Here is a 15816-nt window from a genome sequence, read left to right as displayed (position 1 = left end):
CTCGCCACCCTCGCCAAGCGGCTCGGGGTCGCCCTGCCCAGCCTGTACAAGCACGTCGACGGGCTCCCCGGCGTCCGGCAGCGGATCGCCGCCCGCGGGGCCGCCGAGCTGGCCGACGTCTTCGCCGAAGCGGCCGCCGGCCGGTCCGGGGCGGCGGCGCTGACCGAGCTGGCCCGGGCCTATCGCGACTACGCGAAGCGGTATCCGGGCCGCTACCTCGCGGCGCAGCGGGTGGCCGACCCGCTCGACGCCGCCCACACCGCCGATGCCCTGCGCGCGGTCTCGGTGATCACGGCCGCGCTGCGGGCCTACGACCTCAGCGGGCCGGCCGCCATCGACGCCACCCGTGCCGTCCGCAGCGCCCTGCACGGCTTCGTCATGCTCGAGGCGGCCGGCGGCTTCGGCCTCCCGCAGGACGTGGACCGCTCCTTCGACCAGCTGGTGGCGGCCCTCGACCGCGCGCTGAAGGACTGGCCGCACTGATCCCACGCCGGCGGACCCCGGTACGGGTCGAGGGGAAGGCGCCTCTTCGCCACCGCTGAAGGAGGAGCATCAGCACCGTAGGTGGAGCGGCGGCCAGCCCGGGACCGACGGAGGTGCGATCGTGGTGTGGGTCCGGCGGGCGGCCACCCTGATCCTGGCGTGCCTGGTCACGCAGCACCTGATGTACCGGGTATCGGTCACCACGGCGTCCCTGGTGCTGTCGCTCGTCCTCTTCCTGGGCTGCACCTACGCCGCCGTCGGTTACGCCCGGCTGGCGCGGCGGAGCGCGGGCCGGATGCGCGCGGCGTGGGCCTGCGTCTGCGTCTCGACCGGCTGCTGGGCCGGGCCCAACGCCTGGTTCGTCGCCGACCGGATGTTCTCGCTGCGAACGGATCCGGGACCCGGCGTCGCCGAGTACGTCAACGCCGTCACGCTCCCGGCGACAGCGCTCGCCATGGTGCTGATGACGCCGTCCGGGGCAACGGCGGCGATGCGGCTGCGCCGTTTCGTGGACACGACCGTCATCTCGGTCGCGAGCTTCTTCGTGCTGTGGCAGGTGATCCTGTCGGACCTGGCGCGGGCCGCGGCACCGGAGGTCACCATGTTCGCGTTGGGGGTGACCGCGTTCGAGGTGGTCGTCGGCGCGTTCGCGCTCACCCTGCTCGCCCGGAGCGTGTCGCACGGCGTCAACGCGTTCACGCTCCAGGCGGTCGCCTGCTTCGCCGGCACCGTCATGATCGTGATTTACGTGGACAACCTCGTCCAGACGCGGGTGTGGTTCGCGAACGGCTTCGGCGGCCTCTACGTCGGGATGACCGTTCTGTTCGTCGTCGCCAGTCGCAGCTCCGTTCCACCGGTCAGCTCCGTCGAGGCCGAGAAGATGTCATCGGTGGCCGCGTCGTTGCCGTACATCCCCGTCGCGCTGGCGTTCGCCGTCGGCGGGGTCGCGATCTGGCGCCACGACCTCAACGACACGGGGTTGTGGGCGCTGTACGCCATGTCCGCGCTCGTGCTGCTCCGGCAGTTCCTCACCGTCCGGATGAACATCGCACTGTTGCGCAGCCTCGCCGAGCAGCGCACCCGGCTGGCGTACCAGGCGTTTCACGACTCCCTGACCGGGATCGCCAATCGTGCGAAGTTCTACGACGTCGCCGTCGGGGCGCTGCGGGAACCGGGCAGCAACGTCGCGCTGATCCTCATCGACCTCGACGGCTTCAAGACGGTCAACGACACGCTCGGCCATGCCGCCGGCGACGAACTCCTGAAGGTCGTGGCGGGTCGGCTGACGTCAGCGGTACGCGCCGAGGATCTCGTGGCACGGCTCGGCGGCGACGAGTTCGCCGTGATGATCCGCGACGTCGAGCCCCCCGGCGACGCCGCCGTGCTGGCGCACCGCGTCGAGGCGGCGCTCACCGGCCCGGCCACCCTCGCCGGCACGACCGTGAACATCCGCGGCAGTGCCGGCGTGGCGATCTCGCGCGGGGCGCAGCACCTCGAAGAGCTGCTCCACGAGGCCGACGTGCTCCTCTATCGGGCGAAGGCCGCCGGCAAAGCCCTCGCCGCCGTCGGGGACGATCCGGAGTGTGTGGCGACGTCCCGCGCCCACGGCGACCGGTCGGTGCGGCCGCGGTTGACCTGACCGTGCGAGCCGCGAAGAACTCAGTCGTCTTTTCGGTGCCGTGCGTTCCCGCGGACATACGTTTCGCGGCCGGCGGAGGAAACGCTGCCGCGGTTGTCGCGCGGGGCCGGCGTGGACGGCAGGATGCCCAGCTCGGCGCGGAGTTCGTGGGCCACCTGCGGGGCGGAGACGAGCAGCCGGCGCAGGCGCCCCTGCCATTCGGCGATCAGCTCGTCGGCCACGAGATGGTCACCTCGGGAACGGGCGGCGAGCAGTTCGGCGCGGGCGTCGTCGAGCGCGGCGGTGATCCGCAGCGTGGCCTCCGGCCGGTGCCGCTGCCACAGCCCGACGACGGTGCGGCGGGTGGCGACCCAGCCGTCACGGGTCATGTCGGAGACGAGGATGCTCGCCGCCGACGAGGCCAGAGCCACCGTTCCCGCGTCCATTTCCGAAGTGTATGGCCGCGTATTTGAGTAGGCTCAAAGATGCGATCGACAGGGGAAAGTCCAATATCCGACCGTAACTTCTACGCGGGTTCGAGCGTTTCCTCCGCCAGCAACGGGCGGCCGGGGAGCCAGCCGTTCGGGATGTCGGTCACGCGCCACTGGCCGACCGTGAGCCGGACCGCCTCGATCGGCGTGCTGAGGAACGGCGCCGCCTGCGGGACCTTCGCGATCAGCGCCGCGCGCACCGCCTCCCCGTCGAGCCCGTCGACCACCTCGGCCACCGCCTTCGCCTGCAGGAACGGGTCCATCGGCGAACCCGTCGACACGATCACGGCCACCCGCGGGTCCCGGCGGACGGCCGCGAGGGTGCGCCCGTGGCGTTCCAACACGAGGGAGAGGGTGAACGGACCCGTCTCGGCGAAGAAGACGCCGTTGACCCACGGACCCGAGACACCGCAGGTGGCGAGGAACAGCGAAGGGTGGGCCGCGAGCGTGGCCCGGACCACACGCTCGACGTCGGCGACGGTCTCCATGCGGGAAGAAACGGCGGCGTGGCGCGCGCGGTGACGGCTGTTCACCCGGGGACTCCTCCGGTGTTCACGCCGCACCGCACAGCATCGACGTATGTCGCTTTCCTATCCGATTGCCCGGAGACGGTTCGTGGCCGGCGGGGCCGGGCTGGTCGCCGGCCTGGTCGCCGGACCGGCACTGCTCGGCCCGGAGGGGGCCGCCGCCGTGCCGCGCCCCGGAGCGCCCGAACCGCTGCCCGCCGGCCTGTTCACGCTCGGCGTCGCCTCCGGCGACCCCGCACCGGACGGGGTTGTCCTGTGGACCCGCCTCGCCCCGCAGCCGACCGCCGGTGGCGGGATGCCCGAACGGGTCGTGCCCGTGCGCTGGGAGGTCGCCGACGACGAACGCTTCCGCCGCGTGCGCCGCGCCGGAACCGCCCACGCCGCACCGGAACTCGGCCACTCTGTGCACGTCGAGGTGACCGGCCTCGCCCCCGGACGCGAGTACTGGTACCGCTTCCGCGTCGGCGGCGAGGCGTCGCCGGTCGGACGGACCCGCACCGCGCCGGCAGCGGGGGCCCGGCTCGACCGGCTGCGGTTCGCGTTCGCCAGTTGCCAGGACTATCAGGCCGGCTACTACACGGCACACCGCTCACTGTCCACAGAGGACATCGACTTCGTGGCGTTCCTCGGGGACTACATCTACGAGAGCAAGCCCAACCCCAACGCCGTGCGGCTGCACGAGGGGAGCGGTGAGCCGTACACGCTGGAGAACTACCGCAACCGGCACGCCCAGTACCGCACCGACGCCGATTTGCAGGCCGCGCACGCCGCGTTCCCCTGGATCGTCACGCTCGACGATCACGAGATCGACAACAACTGGGCCGACGAGATCCCGCAGGACCCGGATCTGCAGTCCCCTGCCGCGTTCCGGGAACGCCGGAAGGCCGCTCTGCAGGCGTACTACGAGCACATGCCGCTGCGCCGCTCTTCTCTCCCGCAGGGCCTCGACATGAAGCTCTACCGGCGGATCGGCTACGGCCGGCTGGCGAGCGTGCACGTGCTCGACACGCGCCAGTACCGCAGCGACCAACCGTCCACATTGGACGAGGCGAACGACCCCGCGCGCAGCATGACCGGCGAGGAACAGGAACGCTGGCTCACGCACGGGCTCACCACCTCCGGCACCCGCTGGAACCTGCTCGCCAACCAGGTGATGTGGGCGCAGAACGACCGCACCGCCGGCCCGGCGCAGACGTTCGACTTCGACAACTGGGACGGGTACCGGGCGCAGCGGCGGCGGCTGCTGGAGTTCTTCGGCGGTCGGGTCGCCAATCCGGTGGTGCTCACCGGGGACCGGCACTGCACCTGGGTCAGCGACCTGCGGCCGGACTTCGACGACCCGGCGTCGCCGGTGGTGGGTGTGGAGCTGACCGGAACGTCCATCACCTCCGGCGGGGACGCGGATCCGGTGCCGTTCCACAACACCTACGACCCGATCATGGTCGACAGTCCACATTGGAGGTACATCGACAACCGCCGCGGGTATCTGCTGTGCGCGGTGACGTCCGCGACCTTCGAGGCGCGGCTGCGGCTGGTGAGCACGGTGCGGGCGCCGGAGGCGTCGGTGCGCACGGAGCGGGTGTTCGTGGCGGAGGCCGGGCGTCCGGGGTGGGCGTCGGTCTGAGCGCTCTGCGCGATCTTGCAGTTGTGGCGCCCGGCGTGTCCGGTCCGAGGCGCATATCTCCCCGCCACAACTGCAAGATCGGCGGAGGGATGACCGGCGTTCACCGCCCGTCACCTCTATCGACATCGCTCGCTGGCGTGGAACGACGCACTCTCGTCCAGTCCGCGCTCGCGGGATCCGCCGCGCCGCTTTTCGTCGACCGCCCGGCCGCCGCACACACCCCGACCGCCGGCGGTTTCGACGCGGAGAACCCGCGTTTCGCCCTCGCGGTGCTTCCCGACACCCGGTACCTGTTCGACGCGGACAGCGCCGAACCCGCACCCCTGCGCGAGACGTTCACGTACCTGCTGGCGCAGAAGAACGTGGCGTTCATGACGCATCTCGGCGACGTCACCGAACACGGCACCGAACCCGAGATCGCGCTGGCGTCGGAGACGTTCCGGGCGGACGCCGGCAAGTCCAGCGGCTGGTCGCCCGAGGAGCCCACCTGCAGCCTGAACCTGTCGCCGGAACGCTTCCTGCAGTTCGTGGTGTATCCGACGGACGTGGACGCCGACCCCACCTCGTGGAGCCACGCCCTGCCGGTGGGCCGCTGGATGCATCTGGCCGTCGTCAACGACTCCCGCCGCACGGTCGTGTACGTCGACGGTTCGCGGGTCGCGCGTAATCCGTCCCGGCGCGCGAAGGGCATCTCGACGCTCGGCAAGCCGTTCGTGATCGGGGCTACGCAGTTCGCCGAACGCTACGGCCAGGGCTTCTACGGCTGGATCGGCGACGTGCGGGTCTCGTCACGGGCTTTGGCTCCGCGCGAGTTCATGGCCTGAGCGCCAGGTAATCTCCCGCTATGGCCGTCATTGAACGCACGTTGGTTTTGCTCAAGCCCGATGCCGTCGCCCGTGGGCTCGCCGGACGCGTGATCCAGCGCTTCGAGGACGCCGGTCTGAAGATCGTCGGGACCAAGATGGTGCGCATCGACGCCGACCTGGCCAAGAAGCACTACTTCGACCTGGAGGAGCGCTTCGGCAAGTCGGTGTACGACGTGACGGCCAACTTCATGCAGACCGGCCCGGTGATCGCGCTCTGCCTCGAAGGCGTCGAGGCGGTGGCCAACGTGCGGCGGCTCGTCGGCGGGACGTTCCCCAACGAGGCGCCGCCCGGGACGATCCGCGGCGACTTCGCGCACACGTCGAAGGCGTACACCACGGCGCAGCACAAGGTGGCCGCCAACCTGATCCACGCGTCGGGCAACGCCGAGGAGGCGAAGTACGAGGTGGAGCTGTGGTTCCCGGCGGCCGAGCTGTTCGAGTACGAGTCGGTGGCCGAGCGCTACACGTTCTGAGCGACGGGGGTCGGTCCCGGGCCGGCCCCACCTCGTCGTCCCCCGGGCGAGCTACCGCCGGGTGCCCTCCGCACGGTGACGATTTCCGGCGGCGCGATCCATAGCGTTCCGGTCATGCGATTCCTGAAGCAGCTCGGAGCCGTCGCCCTGGTCTCCGTCATCGGCAGCAACCTCGTCGCGCAGGTGTCGGACAATCCGATCCTCACGCTCGCCCTCGGTGCCGCCACGGCGGTCCTGGCGATCCTCGCGTACCGGTGGGTGGTGCGCCGCACCGAGCAGCGCACCCCGGACGAACTCGCTCCCGAGGGCGCCGTCCGGCCGCTCTGGCGGGGCACCCTGCTCGGGGTGGCGCTCTTCGGCGCCGTGATCGTCGCCATCGGGGCCCTCGGGCACTACCGGGTCGACGGTCCCGGCACCGTGCTCGGTGCGCTCGGCGTGCTGGGCTTCATGGCGGCCGCCGCCACCACCGAGGAACTCATCTTCCGCGGCATCCTCTTCCGCCACCTGGAGAAGCGCGCCGGCACCTGGATCGCGCTCGGCTCGACCGGCCTGCTGTTCGGCCTGATGCACCTGGCCAACCCGAACGCCAGCCTGTGGGCCGCGATCGCCATCGCCGTCGAGGCGGGCGGGATGCTCGGCGCCGCCTATGTCGCCACCCGTTCGCTGTGGCTGCCGATCGGTCTGCACCTGGGCTGGAACTTCGCCGAGGCCGGCATCTTCGGCACCGAGGTCTCCGGGAAGACGTCCGAGGGGCTGCTGGACGGCGTGCTGTCCGGGCCGGCGCTGCTGAGCGGTGGCGCGTTCGGGCCGGAGGCGAGCGTGTTCTCGCTGCTGGCGGGGCTGCTCGCGACGGCCGTGTTCATGTGGATCGCCCGGCGGCGCGGGTTCGTGGTGCCCCGCCGGCGCGGCACCACCCCGGCCGAACTCACCGCTACGCTCGCCCGGTGATCGACTTCGGGCGGATCCCGGGCCTGTGGCGTCGACTCGACGTGCGGGTCCGGGATCTTTCGTTCGGGCTGCTGCTCGCGGGATTGTCGTACGTGCCGGTCATCGACGGCCACGGGACCCAGGTGGGCGAGCTGCCCGCGCGGCCGTTCGACGCGCTGACCGTCGGGGTGATCGCGCTGGAGACCCTCCCGCTCGCCGTGCGCCGGCGGATGCCCGCCCTCTGCCTGGCCCTGGTGTTTCTCGGCTTCGCCGTCGACCAGCTCCGCGGATACCACACGGTCGCGAGTACCGCGCTCGCCGTCGCGCTGATGAGTGCAGGTGCCTATGTGGAACGTCACCGGAGCGCGGTCATCGTCCTCGTCTCGCTCGCGTATGTGCCGATGGCCGTGGGGCTGCACCTGGCGGGTTCGCCCGAGGGGGTGGCCGGGCTGGCGACGTTCTACCTCGTGCTCTGGATCCCGTGGGGAGTCGGGACCTGGCTGCGCCTCTACCGGGCCTCCGAGGCGGACCGGCGTCGGCTCGTCGCCGAGACCACCCGCAGCGCCGAGCGCACCCGCATCGCCCGCGAACTCCACGACGTCGTGACGCACCACGTGACGGCCATGGTGGTGCAGGCCGAGTCGGCGAAGTACCTGACCGCCGCGCCGGATCGCCTGGAGCAGACCCTGACGGCGGTGACCGACACCGGCCGGCAGGCCATCACCGACCTGCGCCACCTGCTGAACGTCCTGAACCCGGACCACGGCGGCCTGAGCGCGCTGGTGGAGCAGACCCGCCGGGCCGGCCAGCCGGTCGAGTTCACCGAGGAGGGCGGCCCGCGGCAGGTGACCGGCGATGCCGAGCACCTCGCCTACCGGGTGGTGCAGGAGGCGCTGACGAACGCCCTCAAGTACGCCCACGGCGCGCGGACCGCGGTGCACGTCCGGCACGACCCGAAGGCGATCACGGTGGAGGTGGGCAACGACGGCTCAGGCGCGTCGACCGTGTCGGTCGGCGGGAGCGGGCGCGGTCTGGCGGGGCTCGGCGAGCGGGTGACCGCGCTCGGCGGGCAGTTCCGCGCGGGTCCCCGGGACGACGGCTTCGTGGTGCGCGCCCGCATCCCGGTCTAGCCCGCGGAACACCTGGAACATCAGCCCGCCGGCCGTCCCGGTGAGCGCCATCCGGACCAGGTTGAGCCCGTTCCACGTCCAGGCCAGGGGCGCCTTGCCCACCACGTCCGGGTCGAACAGCGGCACCACGACCAGCCCGACGATGAGCGTGTTGAGCATGGTCAGCACCAGCGCGACCGCGGCCGGCGCCCGGTACCGCCGCCGGTCCCTGGCGAACAGGATCCAGGTCAGCACCGGCCCGGCCCACGACAGGGGAACGAAGTAGAGCGTCGGGCCGGTGTGGACGAAGAACTCCTCCAGCCGGCGCATCTGGGCATCGGTGTCGACGACCCAGTTGGGGGAGAAGACGACGGCCTCGTAGAGGTTGCCGAAGAACCAGTAGGCGTAGGCGACGACCGCCGCCAGTGTCAGTCCGCGCATCGCGCCTCGTCTCCGGGTCCGCCGGTGCGGCAACCATCAGGTGCCTGATGGTTCATCATAGGGCGCGTGCCGGAGTTCGAACCACTGGATCCGCACGCCCAGCTCGGCTATCTGCTGGTCGTGTGCGCCGAACGGATGTCCCGCGACTGGCACGCCGCGCTCCGGTCGGCGGGCATCAATCCGCGGCAGTTCAGCATGCTGGCCGTCATCGCCCGGGACCCCGGCATCAGTCAGGCCGAACTGGCCCGCCAGGTCCTGATCACCGCGCAGAGCGTCAGCGAGTCACTGGCGCGGCTGGTGGCGGCGGGGCTGGTCGACCGTTCGGAAGCCACGCCCGGGAAAGCCGCGCGGCTGCTGCTCACCGCGGCCGGCCGGAACGCGCTGGAGTCGGCCTACCCGGTGGTGACCGCGTTCAACGACGACCGCTTCGCCGTCCTCACCACCCGCGAACGCGAGACGCTGACCCGCGCGCTGCGCAAGCTCATGGACGCGTGAGCGGCCGAACCGCCGTTCGGGGGCAGCCGTCGGCGCACGCTTTCACAGATCATTGCCGCATGGACAACGCGTACGGCCCCGGCGGTCTCCGCGGAGAAAAACGCCGAGGTGCTGGTCATGGCGACGGGGTACGAATGAGAGTCCCCACGGCGCTGGTCGGGTGCGCGGTGTACCGGACGGCGTTCGACCAGCAGGTGCGGCTGCTGCTCGTCGACAGCGGTCGCGTCGACGCCGAACTCGTCATCGAGACCACGCTCATGCTGCGCGACACCGCCGGCACGTGGCACCACCTCGAACCCGGCACCGGCGCCGCCCTCGCTCCCGTGCTCGACCTGTTCGGGCACACCGTGCGGCTGGTCGAGGTGCGGGGTGCCGGTGCGCTGCTGATGGCGTTCGACAGCGGGATGGAACTGCGCGTCTACCCGCACCCGCACTACGAGTCCTGGGATCTCACGGGCACCGGCGTCGCACCGATCACGGTGGGCCCGGGCGGCCACCCCGACTGGGACGGACAGTAGGCGGCATCACGGAGCCTTTCGGGCAGGTCAGCGTGCCCGCGCCGCCTGCTGGCCCACGAGGAGCGTCGTCCCGGTCGGATACGTCTCGACGTCGCCGGACGCGCGGGTGACGGTGAGCGCGGCCGTGGACGTCACGCTGTCACCGGCCGCCAGGACGACGCGCGGCGGCGCCTCGACGACAAACGTCCCGTGGCCGTGCCGAACCTCGACGAGCCCCTCCTGGCGCAGGACTGCCAGCGCGCGACGGATGGTCTCCCGCGCCAGCCCGAACTCGTCGTGGAGATCCTTCTCCGAGGGGACCCGGCTTCCAGCGGGCAGCTCGCCGGCGCGGATGCGATCCCGCAGAACGGCCGCGAGCTGCCGGTACGCGGCGCCTTCACGATCCGGCGTGATCATCAGGCAACTCTATGTTGGACGAACGGTCATCCGGTGGTGTATACGTCTAGACGTAAACGGCTCGGACGGTGTTTGGGTGTTCTCTCGCGTCAGGAGATCCGCATGTCCCATTGCTGGCCCGTATACCACTCACTTGGCGACGGCTGCGACCGGTACGTCGGCGAGTTCGAATGGGCCGACTCCGGCCTCACGGTCGAGATCCTCGAACGCCACGATGGCCGCATCGTCGCGCTGTCCCAATTCAACGAAGACGCCCTGCCGGTAACCGCCGAACTGGATGGCGCTGAGCTTCGCCGGCTGCGCGATGCCCTCGACCGCGCGCTCATGCTGATCGACGGTTGAGCGGCCCGGGCGCTCCGGACACCCGCCAGGTGCCCGGAGCATCCCCCGAAAAGGTCAGCGGTTCACGACATAGCACCTGATCTGGGCGCCGGTGTACGGCTCCCACGCATAGAGCCAGCCGCTCGTTTTGACCACGATGCGGTTCCGTGAGTAGGTGGTGCGCCGGATCTTGTACCGCGCCTGCCGGCCGAGCCTGTACGCGACGTACTGCTGATTGCTGCGCAGCTTCGGCGAGGTGCAGGCCGCGGCCGCCGAGACCGTGCGGTTGAACTGGAAGCCGAGTTGGCTGGCAATGCCCTCGCCGGTGTAGCCGAAGCTGGTGGTGATGGTGGTCGACTTGCTGAGCGTCACGGTCAGCGTGCACGTGGCGTTCGGGTTGAAGCAGCTCGCGACCGCGCCGCCCGGGTTGGAGACGCCGGAGTAGAACGACTTGTTGAGGACCTCGTACTTCGCCGGTGCCGCGTGTGCGGCGCCGGGTGTCGCCAGAACGCCGGTGGCGGAGGCAGCCAGCGCGATGAGGGTCGCGCCGAGGTATTTCTTGACGCTGGTCACGGAGTCATTCCCTTCGATGGGTTGTCCGCGGTGCCGCGAGCGGCCGGGTCGGAAACGGCTTGTCCGGGGTGGTGCGGTCGCGGTGGACCGCGGTCATCAATGCTCATGCCATCAGCACGGGACGTGCGGATGCCGTCCGGCCACCGTCCGGAACGCTCCCGAACGTTCGCGGACGCTTGTGGACGTTTCCGGACGACCGTCGGCATACCGGCGCGGCGGCACATCCTGAGTTGCCTCATTTCCTGCAGCCCTGCCGCACTTCATTGATGCATGCGCATTGATGGCGTTACGGTCCGACGCGCCTCCAACAAATGCGAGACGAAAGGGGACCCCGCTCTTGCGCCGCAATCGATTCCGCTCACTGCTGGCCCTGGCCGCGGCAGCCGTTTCCATCGGACCCCTTGCCTTCGCCACACCGGCATCCGCCGCCGTTCCCGACGGGCACAACTGTTGGTACGTCTTCCTGGGCAGCCCACCGAGCAAGGTCAGCGACAGGACCGTCAACTACACCGCGACGGTCCAGTGCGACGGCCCGGTGCGTCGCATCGACCTCACCGTGGAACTGCTCTATCACGGGCAGGTCAACGGCCCCGCCCAGAGCGTGTACGGCCGTACCGATGTATGGCAGAACACCACCCTGACCCCCTTGTTCGGTCTCGGCGTCAATAACCCGGGCGCGTTTTGCGAGTCCGGCTACTACTCGGGCCGGGCCACCGCGACGGTCCAATACCTTTCGGGGTCTCCGGAGTTCATCACCCGATCGACCGGTGGCGGGCCGGTCAGGCTGGACTGCCCGCCGCCGGACATGAACCCGCCCCCGCCGCCGGTGACGGTCACCAGCCCGGGTACCCAGACCAGGTTCCTCGGGGACCCCGTGGACTTGCAGATGCAGGCAACCGGTGCGAGCGGTAGGTACAACTGGTCGGCGACCGGCCTGCCTCCGGGGGTGAGCATCGTCCCGTCGAACGGCTACATCGGCGGCCAGGTCACCACCGTCGGAACATACAACGTCACGGTCACCGCCACGGATGTCGGCGGCGGTGGGCAGGGAAGTGTCAGCTTCACCATTCGCGTCAGACGCGAGGCCTGCCCGACCTGCTGATCACTGCGGATCCGCTCGAACGGTAGTCAGCTGGTGCCCTAGAACGATGAAAGGCCAGGTGGGAACTAGTCCCTCCTGGCCTTTCGGTGCTGGTCGGGGTAGCCGGATTTGAACCGACGGCCTCTTCGTCCCGAAGTAGGTCGGGATCGATTTGGGGCAGGGACATCTGGCTATATGTGCTGCTCAGGATGGTGGTTGTCGTCGGTCTGCGTCGGTCCGTCAAGCTGGTCTTTACGGGTTTCGCTCCCCAGATGCTCCCCGCCCTCGAAGGTGCGTCATCCCGGCTCGCATGTCGCGTCTTGCTGGACCGCGCCGACCTGGTCCAGGTGGAGCGCCCTACTGGACGAACGACCTGGACCAGGTCGGCGCGGTCTGGCTGCCTGGGGTGGGAGCCGGGTGACACACCGACGGCCCTGCTCCGTCGTCATCCCGGACGCCCGGGTCCAGGGCTGGAAGTCCTGGCCGCCGGAGGCCGGCACCGGGTCGTAGGGCCGGAGGCCCTGCATATCCGGATGGCAAGTCCGGCGAGGCTTGAGGGTCCCGGATCAAAAGGGGTGGGCTGATAGATCAGCGGACCGTAAAATTCGTGATCACCCCACGCCCGTCAGGAGTCGAAATGGCGCAGATCCGACCCTTCCAGCCCCTGAGTCAGCGACTCGCTGGAAAAGCCGTTGATGACTCACTGCATGACGGTGTGCCGGTATGGCTCGTCGGCCCTCTAGTAACGTGGATCAGTGCACGGGCTAATGATTATCCTTCTCTGTGTCGACGGGTTGCGATGAGACTTCGGATGCCGGCCCCACAGCGTGGCTCGTACATTGATCTGCTAGTTTCGCCCGCAGATAAGGACAATTTATTGGAGGTAGTAGATGCACTGATCTACTTCCACCCTGCTTGGCAATGGCCTCCGTATCTGGCTACGTTCAAGGCATTTGAGGGAGAATTGCGAGCGCTAGACGTGCTGCTTGTGGACGCTGGATCGCTCTATCGAGTAGATATGGTGGGCCGCGGCCTGGCTCGCCGGGTCGACGAAACTGTCCAAAAGGCTTCGAGCGAGGCTGTCGCTTCGGCGAAAGGTCTGGCGGCAGATCACCTAGCGCGGGCATGGCATGCCGCCTACGGTGTGGGTGCCGATCCAGACAAGGCTATAAGTGAAGCCATCAAAGCGATCGAGGAAGTTGCGTGCCCTCTCGTTGAGCCGACAAAAGCGTCAAGCAATAAGGCCACTTTGGGTACGGCGATTGGTGAACTGAAGAATTCGGGCCACAAGTGGGAGATATTGCTGCCCGATTTGAGTGGTTCGCCGCGTTCGGTCGACAGTATCGTGGCCATGATGGAAACCTTGTGGCAGGCGCAGGTTTCCAGACATGGCGGTGCGCCAAAATCTCGGCCGCAGACACGAGAGGAAGCCGAAGCCGCCGTGAACCTCGCCGTTCTCCTATTTCAGTGGCTCTCGACCGACGTGTTGCGGCGCAAGCCCTAGTAGCGACCATCCGGCCAGTACTCCGCTTAAGGTTGATTCAAAACGGTCCTCAGTGCTGAAGCCCAGCTCGCTGGCATTTCGTGACGAGCTGGGCTTCGTGCTGTCTGCGTGAGGCGCGCCGATGGGCCGCCGCCCGCCGGGAGCGAAGCGGCAAGGCGGAGCGGCGATGCCCGCATCGGCAGCGCGCGGCCGCTTGCGGCCGCCTTGAAGACGTATGGAAAGTTCTCACCAACTAGTGCCCGATGTGCGCCGGTCAGTCGGCGCTCTCCGGGAATCCTCGTGCGTTAGCGGTTGGTCGGCAGGTGGTTGGCGCCTTAGCGTCAACGGCTATGCGGGAGTCCATCGTGTGGGCGCGTGAGCTTGCGGAGCGGCTGATGGCTGCGGAACTGCCCCGACGGTGGGGACACGTTCAGGCGGTGGCTGCGAAGGCCGAGGGACTGCGTCCAGCAGTCGGCGGCGAGGCAGACCTGTTGGTCATGGCGGCTTGGCTGCATGACATCGGCTACTCGTCACAGATCAAGGTGACCGGATTTCACCCGCTCGACGGTGCCCGTTACTTGTCACGCCTCGGCGCCAACCCTCGCCTGTGCGGCTTGGTCGGGAACCATTCCGGCGCGGCGGTTGAGGCTTCCTTGCGGGGGCTGACGGATGAGATGGCGGCGTTTCCCGATGAGGCGACACTCGTGCGGGACGCTGTCTGGTACTGCGACATGACGACAAGTCCGGTCGGCGAGCCGGTGACGTTCGCCGCACGGTTGGCGGAGATCAAGCAGCGGTACGGCCTTGAACACACTGTTCCGTGCGCCATTGAGGCGTCAGCGCCCGAGATACGAGGAGCAAACGCCAGAGTGCTCAATGCGGAGGTGACCTGCGCCGGCTACGGCAATGACGTCAGGTCCGCGAGCACCGAGACGCCGTCATGAGCACGCACGGCCGGGCCGTCCTGGCGTAGCGCGTCAAGAATTCGTACGGCGTAGGCAGCGTCCATGCGGCTGCTGACCATCTCCGCTGTCCACCACTCAACCTGACTGGTCTCGTCGCTGACGGTGGGTGTTCCGCCCGTAATGCGAGCCGTGAACATCAGTGCGACGATTCCCCTCGCCATGTTCTTGTAGACGCCAGTAAGCCGGGTGGGCTCGACGGCAAGTCCTGTCTCCTCCAGCACCTCGCGCTTGAGCCCGTCGAGAATCGACTCATCGAACTCAAGTACGCCGCCTGGCGGTTCCCAATGGCCGTTGTCGCGGCGCTGCGTGACGAGCACCCGGCCGAACTCGTCCACAATGGCGGCAGCGACGCTGACCGAGTGGCGATGGCTCATAGCGTGCGTCATGCGCGTTAGGTTAACATGTTGTCGACACATGTATACCTGTTGGAGCTGCGCGCGTGCCTTCGTCAAGGATTGATCCCGCTAGCGACCGCAGCGTGTATCGGCAGATCGCTGACATCCTCAGAGGCAAGATTGAATCGCGGGAGTTGCCGCCCGGGGGCCAACTGCCGTCCGAAAGTTCGATAGTCGCGGACTACGAAGTGAGCCGCGTAACCGCTCGGCGAGCGTTGTCAGTCTTGGTGACCGAGGGCCTAGTAACAGCGGAACACGGACGCGGCTGGTTCGTGCGGCGACAGCCGCCGGTCCGCCGGCTATCGTCCGACCGCTTCGCCCGACGCAAGGAAGGCAAGGCGGCCTTCACCGTCGACATGGAGGCCAACAAGCGCGCCTTTGCGGTGGACGTGCTTTACATCGGGCGAGGTGCTGTACCTGCCGGTGCCGCCGAAAAACTGGGACTTGACGCTGACGCAGAGGTCATCATCCGTCGTCGACGGTATCTGGCCGAAGGGCAGCCGATCGAATACGCGACCTCGTACATCCCGCTCGATATTGCCGATGGCACACCGATCGCCGAGCCGAACTCGGGACCCGGCGGGATCTACGCGCGGATGGAAGACCAAGGATTCGTCTTCGAGCGCTACGACGAAGAGATCACTGCTCGGATGCCGTCCGAGGAGGAGGCCCGCATCCTCACCCTTCCGGTAGCAACGCCAGTGCTGCATCTGGTGCGAACCGCAGTTGCTTCGGGACGTCCGGTAGAGGTGTGCGACACCGTGATGGATGCGGCAGCATTCGTGTTGTTCTACAGCCTGCCCGCCCGGTAGATCCACGGACGCTCGAAAAGATGGTCTTGTAAAGTCACTTGTGTACACGAGTACACCTCCCTACTCTCGAATCAAGGCTCATGAGTGCCTGATCTGAGGAGGTGCTGCTCATGGCAGGTCTGAAGCTGTTTAGCGCACGTCCTGCCAGCGCTATGGCGCTGGTGGATCCGCCGGTGTGGCGGGTGTACGTGCAGCGGGCGCGGTTGACGTTCGTCGTT

The 15816-nt window shown here is 68.6% G+C and carries 19 protein-coding genes; 14 read left to right on the top strand and 5 right to left on the bottom strand.

Annotated elements, in window-relative coordinates; translation table 11 throughout:
• Positions 1–483, top strand: a 483-nt coding sequence (locus Val02_RS46240; protein WP_203905754.1) for a TetR-like C-terminal domain-containing protein, incomplete at its 5' end; no start/stop codon positions are given.
• A gap of 121 nt (positions 484–604) precedes the next feature.
• Positions 605–2122 (top strand): GGDEF domain-containing protein, encoded by a 1518-nt coding sequence (locus Val02_RS46235; protein ID WP_203905753.1) that lies wholly within the window; start codon positions 605–607, stop codon positions 2120–2122.
• A gap of 20 nt (positions 2123–2142) precedes the next feature.
• Here the strand turns inward: Val02_RS46235 and Val02_RS46230 are convergent, their stop codons facing one another.
• Together Val02_RS46230 and Val02_RS46225 are read right to left on the bottom strand one after the other, a co-directional pair.
• Positions 2143–2547 (bottom strand): hypothetical protein, encoded by a 405-nt coding sequence (locus tag Val02_RS46230; protein WP_203905752.1) that lies wholly within the window; start codon positions 2545–2547, stop codon positions 2143–2145.
• 80 nt (positions 2548–2627) lie between these two features.
• Positions 2628–3125 (bottom strand): pyridoxamine 5'-phosphate oxidase family protein, encoded by a 498-nt coding sequence (locus tag Val02_RS46225; protein ID WP_203905751.1) that lies wholly within the window; start codon positions 3123–3125, stop codon positions 2628–2630.
• Between the two features lie 46 nt (positions 3126–3171).
• Here Val02_RS46225 and Val02_RS46220 point away from each other — a divergent pair, with 46 nt between their 5' ends.
• From Val02_RS46220 to Val02_RS46190, 7 genes are all read left to right on the top strand, one after another.
• Positions 3172–4743: an alkaline phosphatase D family protein gene (locus Val02_RS46220; protein ID WP_203905750.1), complete on the top strand. Its 1572-nt coding sequence runs from the start codon at positions 3172–3174 to the stop codon at positions 4741–4743.
• A 137-nt stretch (positions 4744–4880) separates the two neighbouring features.
• Positions 4881–5567, top strand: a complete 687-nt coding sequence (locus Val02_RS46215; RefSeq protein ID WP_239153857.1) for a LamG-like jellyroll fold domain-containing protein — start codon at positions 4881–4883, stop codon at positions 5565–5567.
• A gap of 20 nt (positions 5568–5587) precedes the next feature.
• Positions 5588–6082, top strand: a complete 495-nt coding sequence (locus Val02_RS46210) for a nucleoside-diphosphate kinase (RefSeq protein WP_239153856.1) — start codon at positions 5588–5590, stop codon at positions 6080–6082.
• A 114-nt stretch (positions 6083–6196) separates the two neighbouring features.
• Entirely contained in the window at positions 6197–7030 is an 834-nt protein-coding gene (locus Val02_RS46205; RefSeq protein ID WP_203905748.1) for a CPBP family intramembrane glutamic endopeptidase, read from the top strand.
• Positions 7027–8139, top strand: a complete 1113-nt coding sequence (locus tag Val02_RS46200; protein ID WP_203905747.1) for a sensor histidine kinase — start codon at positions 7027–7029, stop codon at positions 8137–8139. The genes Val02_RS46205 and Val02_RS46200 overlap by 4 nt, the downstream gene beginning before the upstream one ends.
• A 486-nt stretch (positions 8140–8625) precedes the next feature.
• The gene (locus Val02_RS46195) at positions 8626–9054 is read left to right on the top strand and encodes a MarR family winged helix-turn-helix transcriptional regulator (RefSeq protein ID WP_203905746.1); all 429 of its coding nucleotides are present in this window, start codon (positions 8626–8628) and stop codon (positions 9052–9054) included.
• A gap of 134 nt (positions 9055–9188) precedes the next feature.
• Positions 9189–9572 (top strand): DUF6188 family protein, encoded by a 384-nt coding sequence (locus Val02_RS46190; RefSeq protein WP_203905745.1) that lies wholly within the window; start codon positions 9189–9191, stop codon positions 9570–9572.
• 27 nt (positions 9573–9599) lie between these two features.
• Here Val02_RS46190 and Val02_RS46185 read toward each other — a convergent pair whose 3' ends face one another.
• Positions 9600–9968 carry a GntR family transcriptional regulator gene (locus tag Val02_RS46185; RefSeq protein ID WP_203905744.1) on the bottom strand — a complete coding sequence of 123 codons (369 nt, stop codon included), beginning with the start codon at positions 9966–9968 and terminating at the stop codon, positions 9600–9602.
• A gap of 72 nt (positions 9969–10040) precedes the next feature.
• On the opposite strand from Val02_RS46185, the gene Val02_RS46180 reads away from it, so the two are divergent.
• Positions 10041–10310 (top strand): hypothetical protein, encoded by a 270-nt coding sequence (locus tag Val02_RS46180; RefSeq protein ID WP_203905743.1) that lies wholly within the window; start codon positions 10041–10043, stop codon positions 10308–10310.
• A 54-nt stretch (positions 10311–10364) separates the two neighbouring features.
• Here Val02_RS46180 and Val02_RS46175 read toward each other — a convergent pair whose 3' ends face one another.
• Positions 10365–10862: a hypothetical protein gene (locus tag Val02_RS46175; protein ID WP_203905742.1), complete on the bottom strand. Its 498-nt coding sequence runs from the start codon at positions 10860–10862 to the stop codon at positions 10365–10367.
• Between the two features lie 535 nt (positions 10863–11397).
• Between Val02_RS46175 and Val02_RS46170 the strand changes: the two genes are divergently transcribed.
• The 3 genes from Val02_RS46170 (at position 11398) to Val02_RS46160 (ending at position 14370) form a co-directional block, all read left to right on the top strand.
• Positions 11398–11964 carry an Ig domain-containing protein gene (locus Val02_RS46170; RefSeq protein WP_239153855.1) on the top strand — a complete coding sequence of 189 codons (567 nt, stop codon included), beginning with the start codon at positions 11398–11400 and terminating at the stop codon, positions 11962–11964.
• A 790-nt stretch (positions 11965–12754) separates the two neighbouring features.
• Complete coding sequence (locus Val02_RS46165) at positions 12755–13447, top strand: hypothetical protein (protein ID WP_203905740.1); 693 nt, start codon at positions 12755–12757, stop codon at positions 13445–13447.
• Between the two features lie 329 nt (positions 13448–13776).
• The gene (locus Val02_RS46160; RefSeq protein WP_203905739.1) at positions 13777–14370 is read left to right on the top strand and encodes an HD domain-containing protein; all 594 of its coding nucleotides are present in this window, start codon (positions 13777–13779) and stop codon (positions 14368–14370) included.
• On the opposite strand, the gene Val02_RS46155 is transcribed toward Val02_RS46160, so the two are convergent.
• On the bottom strand, positions 14325–14777 hold the full coding sequence (locus Val02_RS46155) for an NUDIX hydrolase (RefSeq protein WP_239153854.1): 453 nt from the start codon (positions 14775–14777) through the stop codon (positions 14325–14327). The two genes, Val02_RS46160 and Val02_RS46155, sit on opposite strands and share 46 nt — an antisense overlap.
• A gap of 92 nt (positions 14778–14869) precedes the next feature.
• On the opposite strand from Val02_RS46155, the gene Val02_RS46150 reads away from it, so the two are divergent.
• Positions 14870–15598: a GntR family transcriptional regulator gene (locus tag Val02_RS46150; protein WP_203905738.1), complete on the top strand. Its 729-nt coding sequence runs from the start codon at positions 14870–14872 to the stop codon at positions 15596–15598.
• Positions 15599–15816 lie beyond the last annotated feature (218 nt).

The organism is Virgisporangium aliadipatigenens (assembly GCF_016863615.1).
GTDB classification, from domain to species: Bacteria; Actinomycetota; Actinomycetes; order Mycobacteriales; family Micromonosporaceae; genus Virgisporangium; species Virgisporangium aliadipatigenens.
Note: the sequence above shows the minus strand (reverse complement) of the source record. Positions and strands in the feature narration are given on the sequence as shown.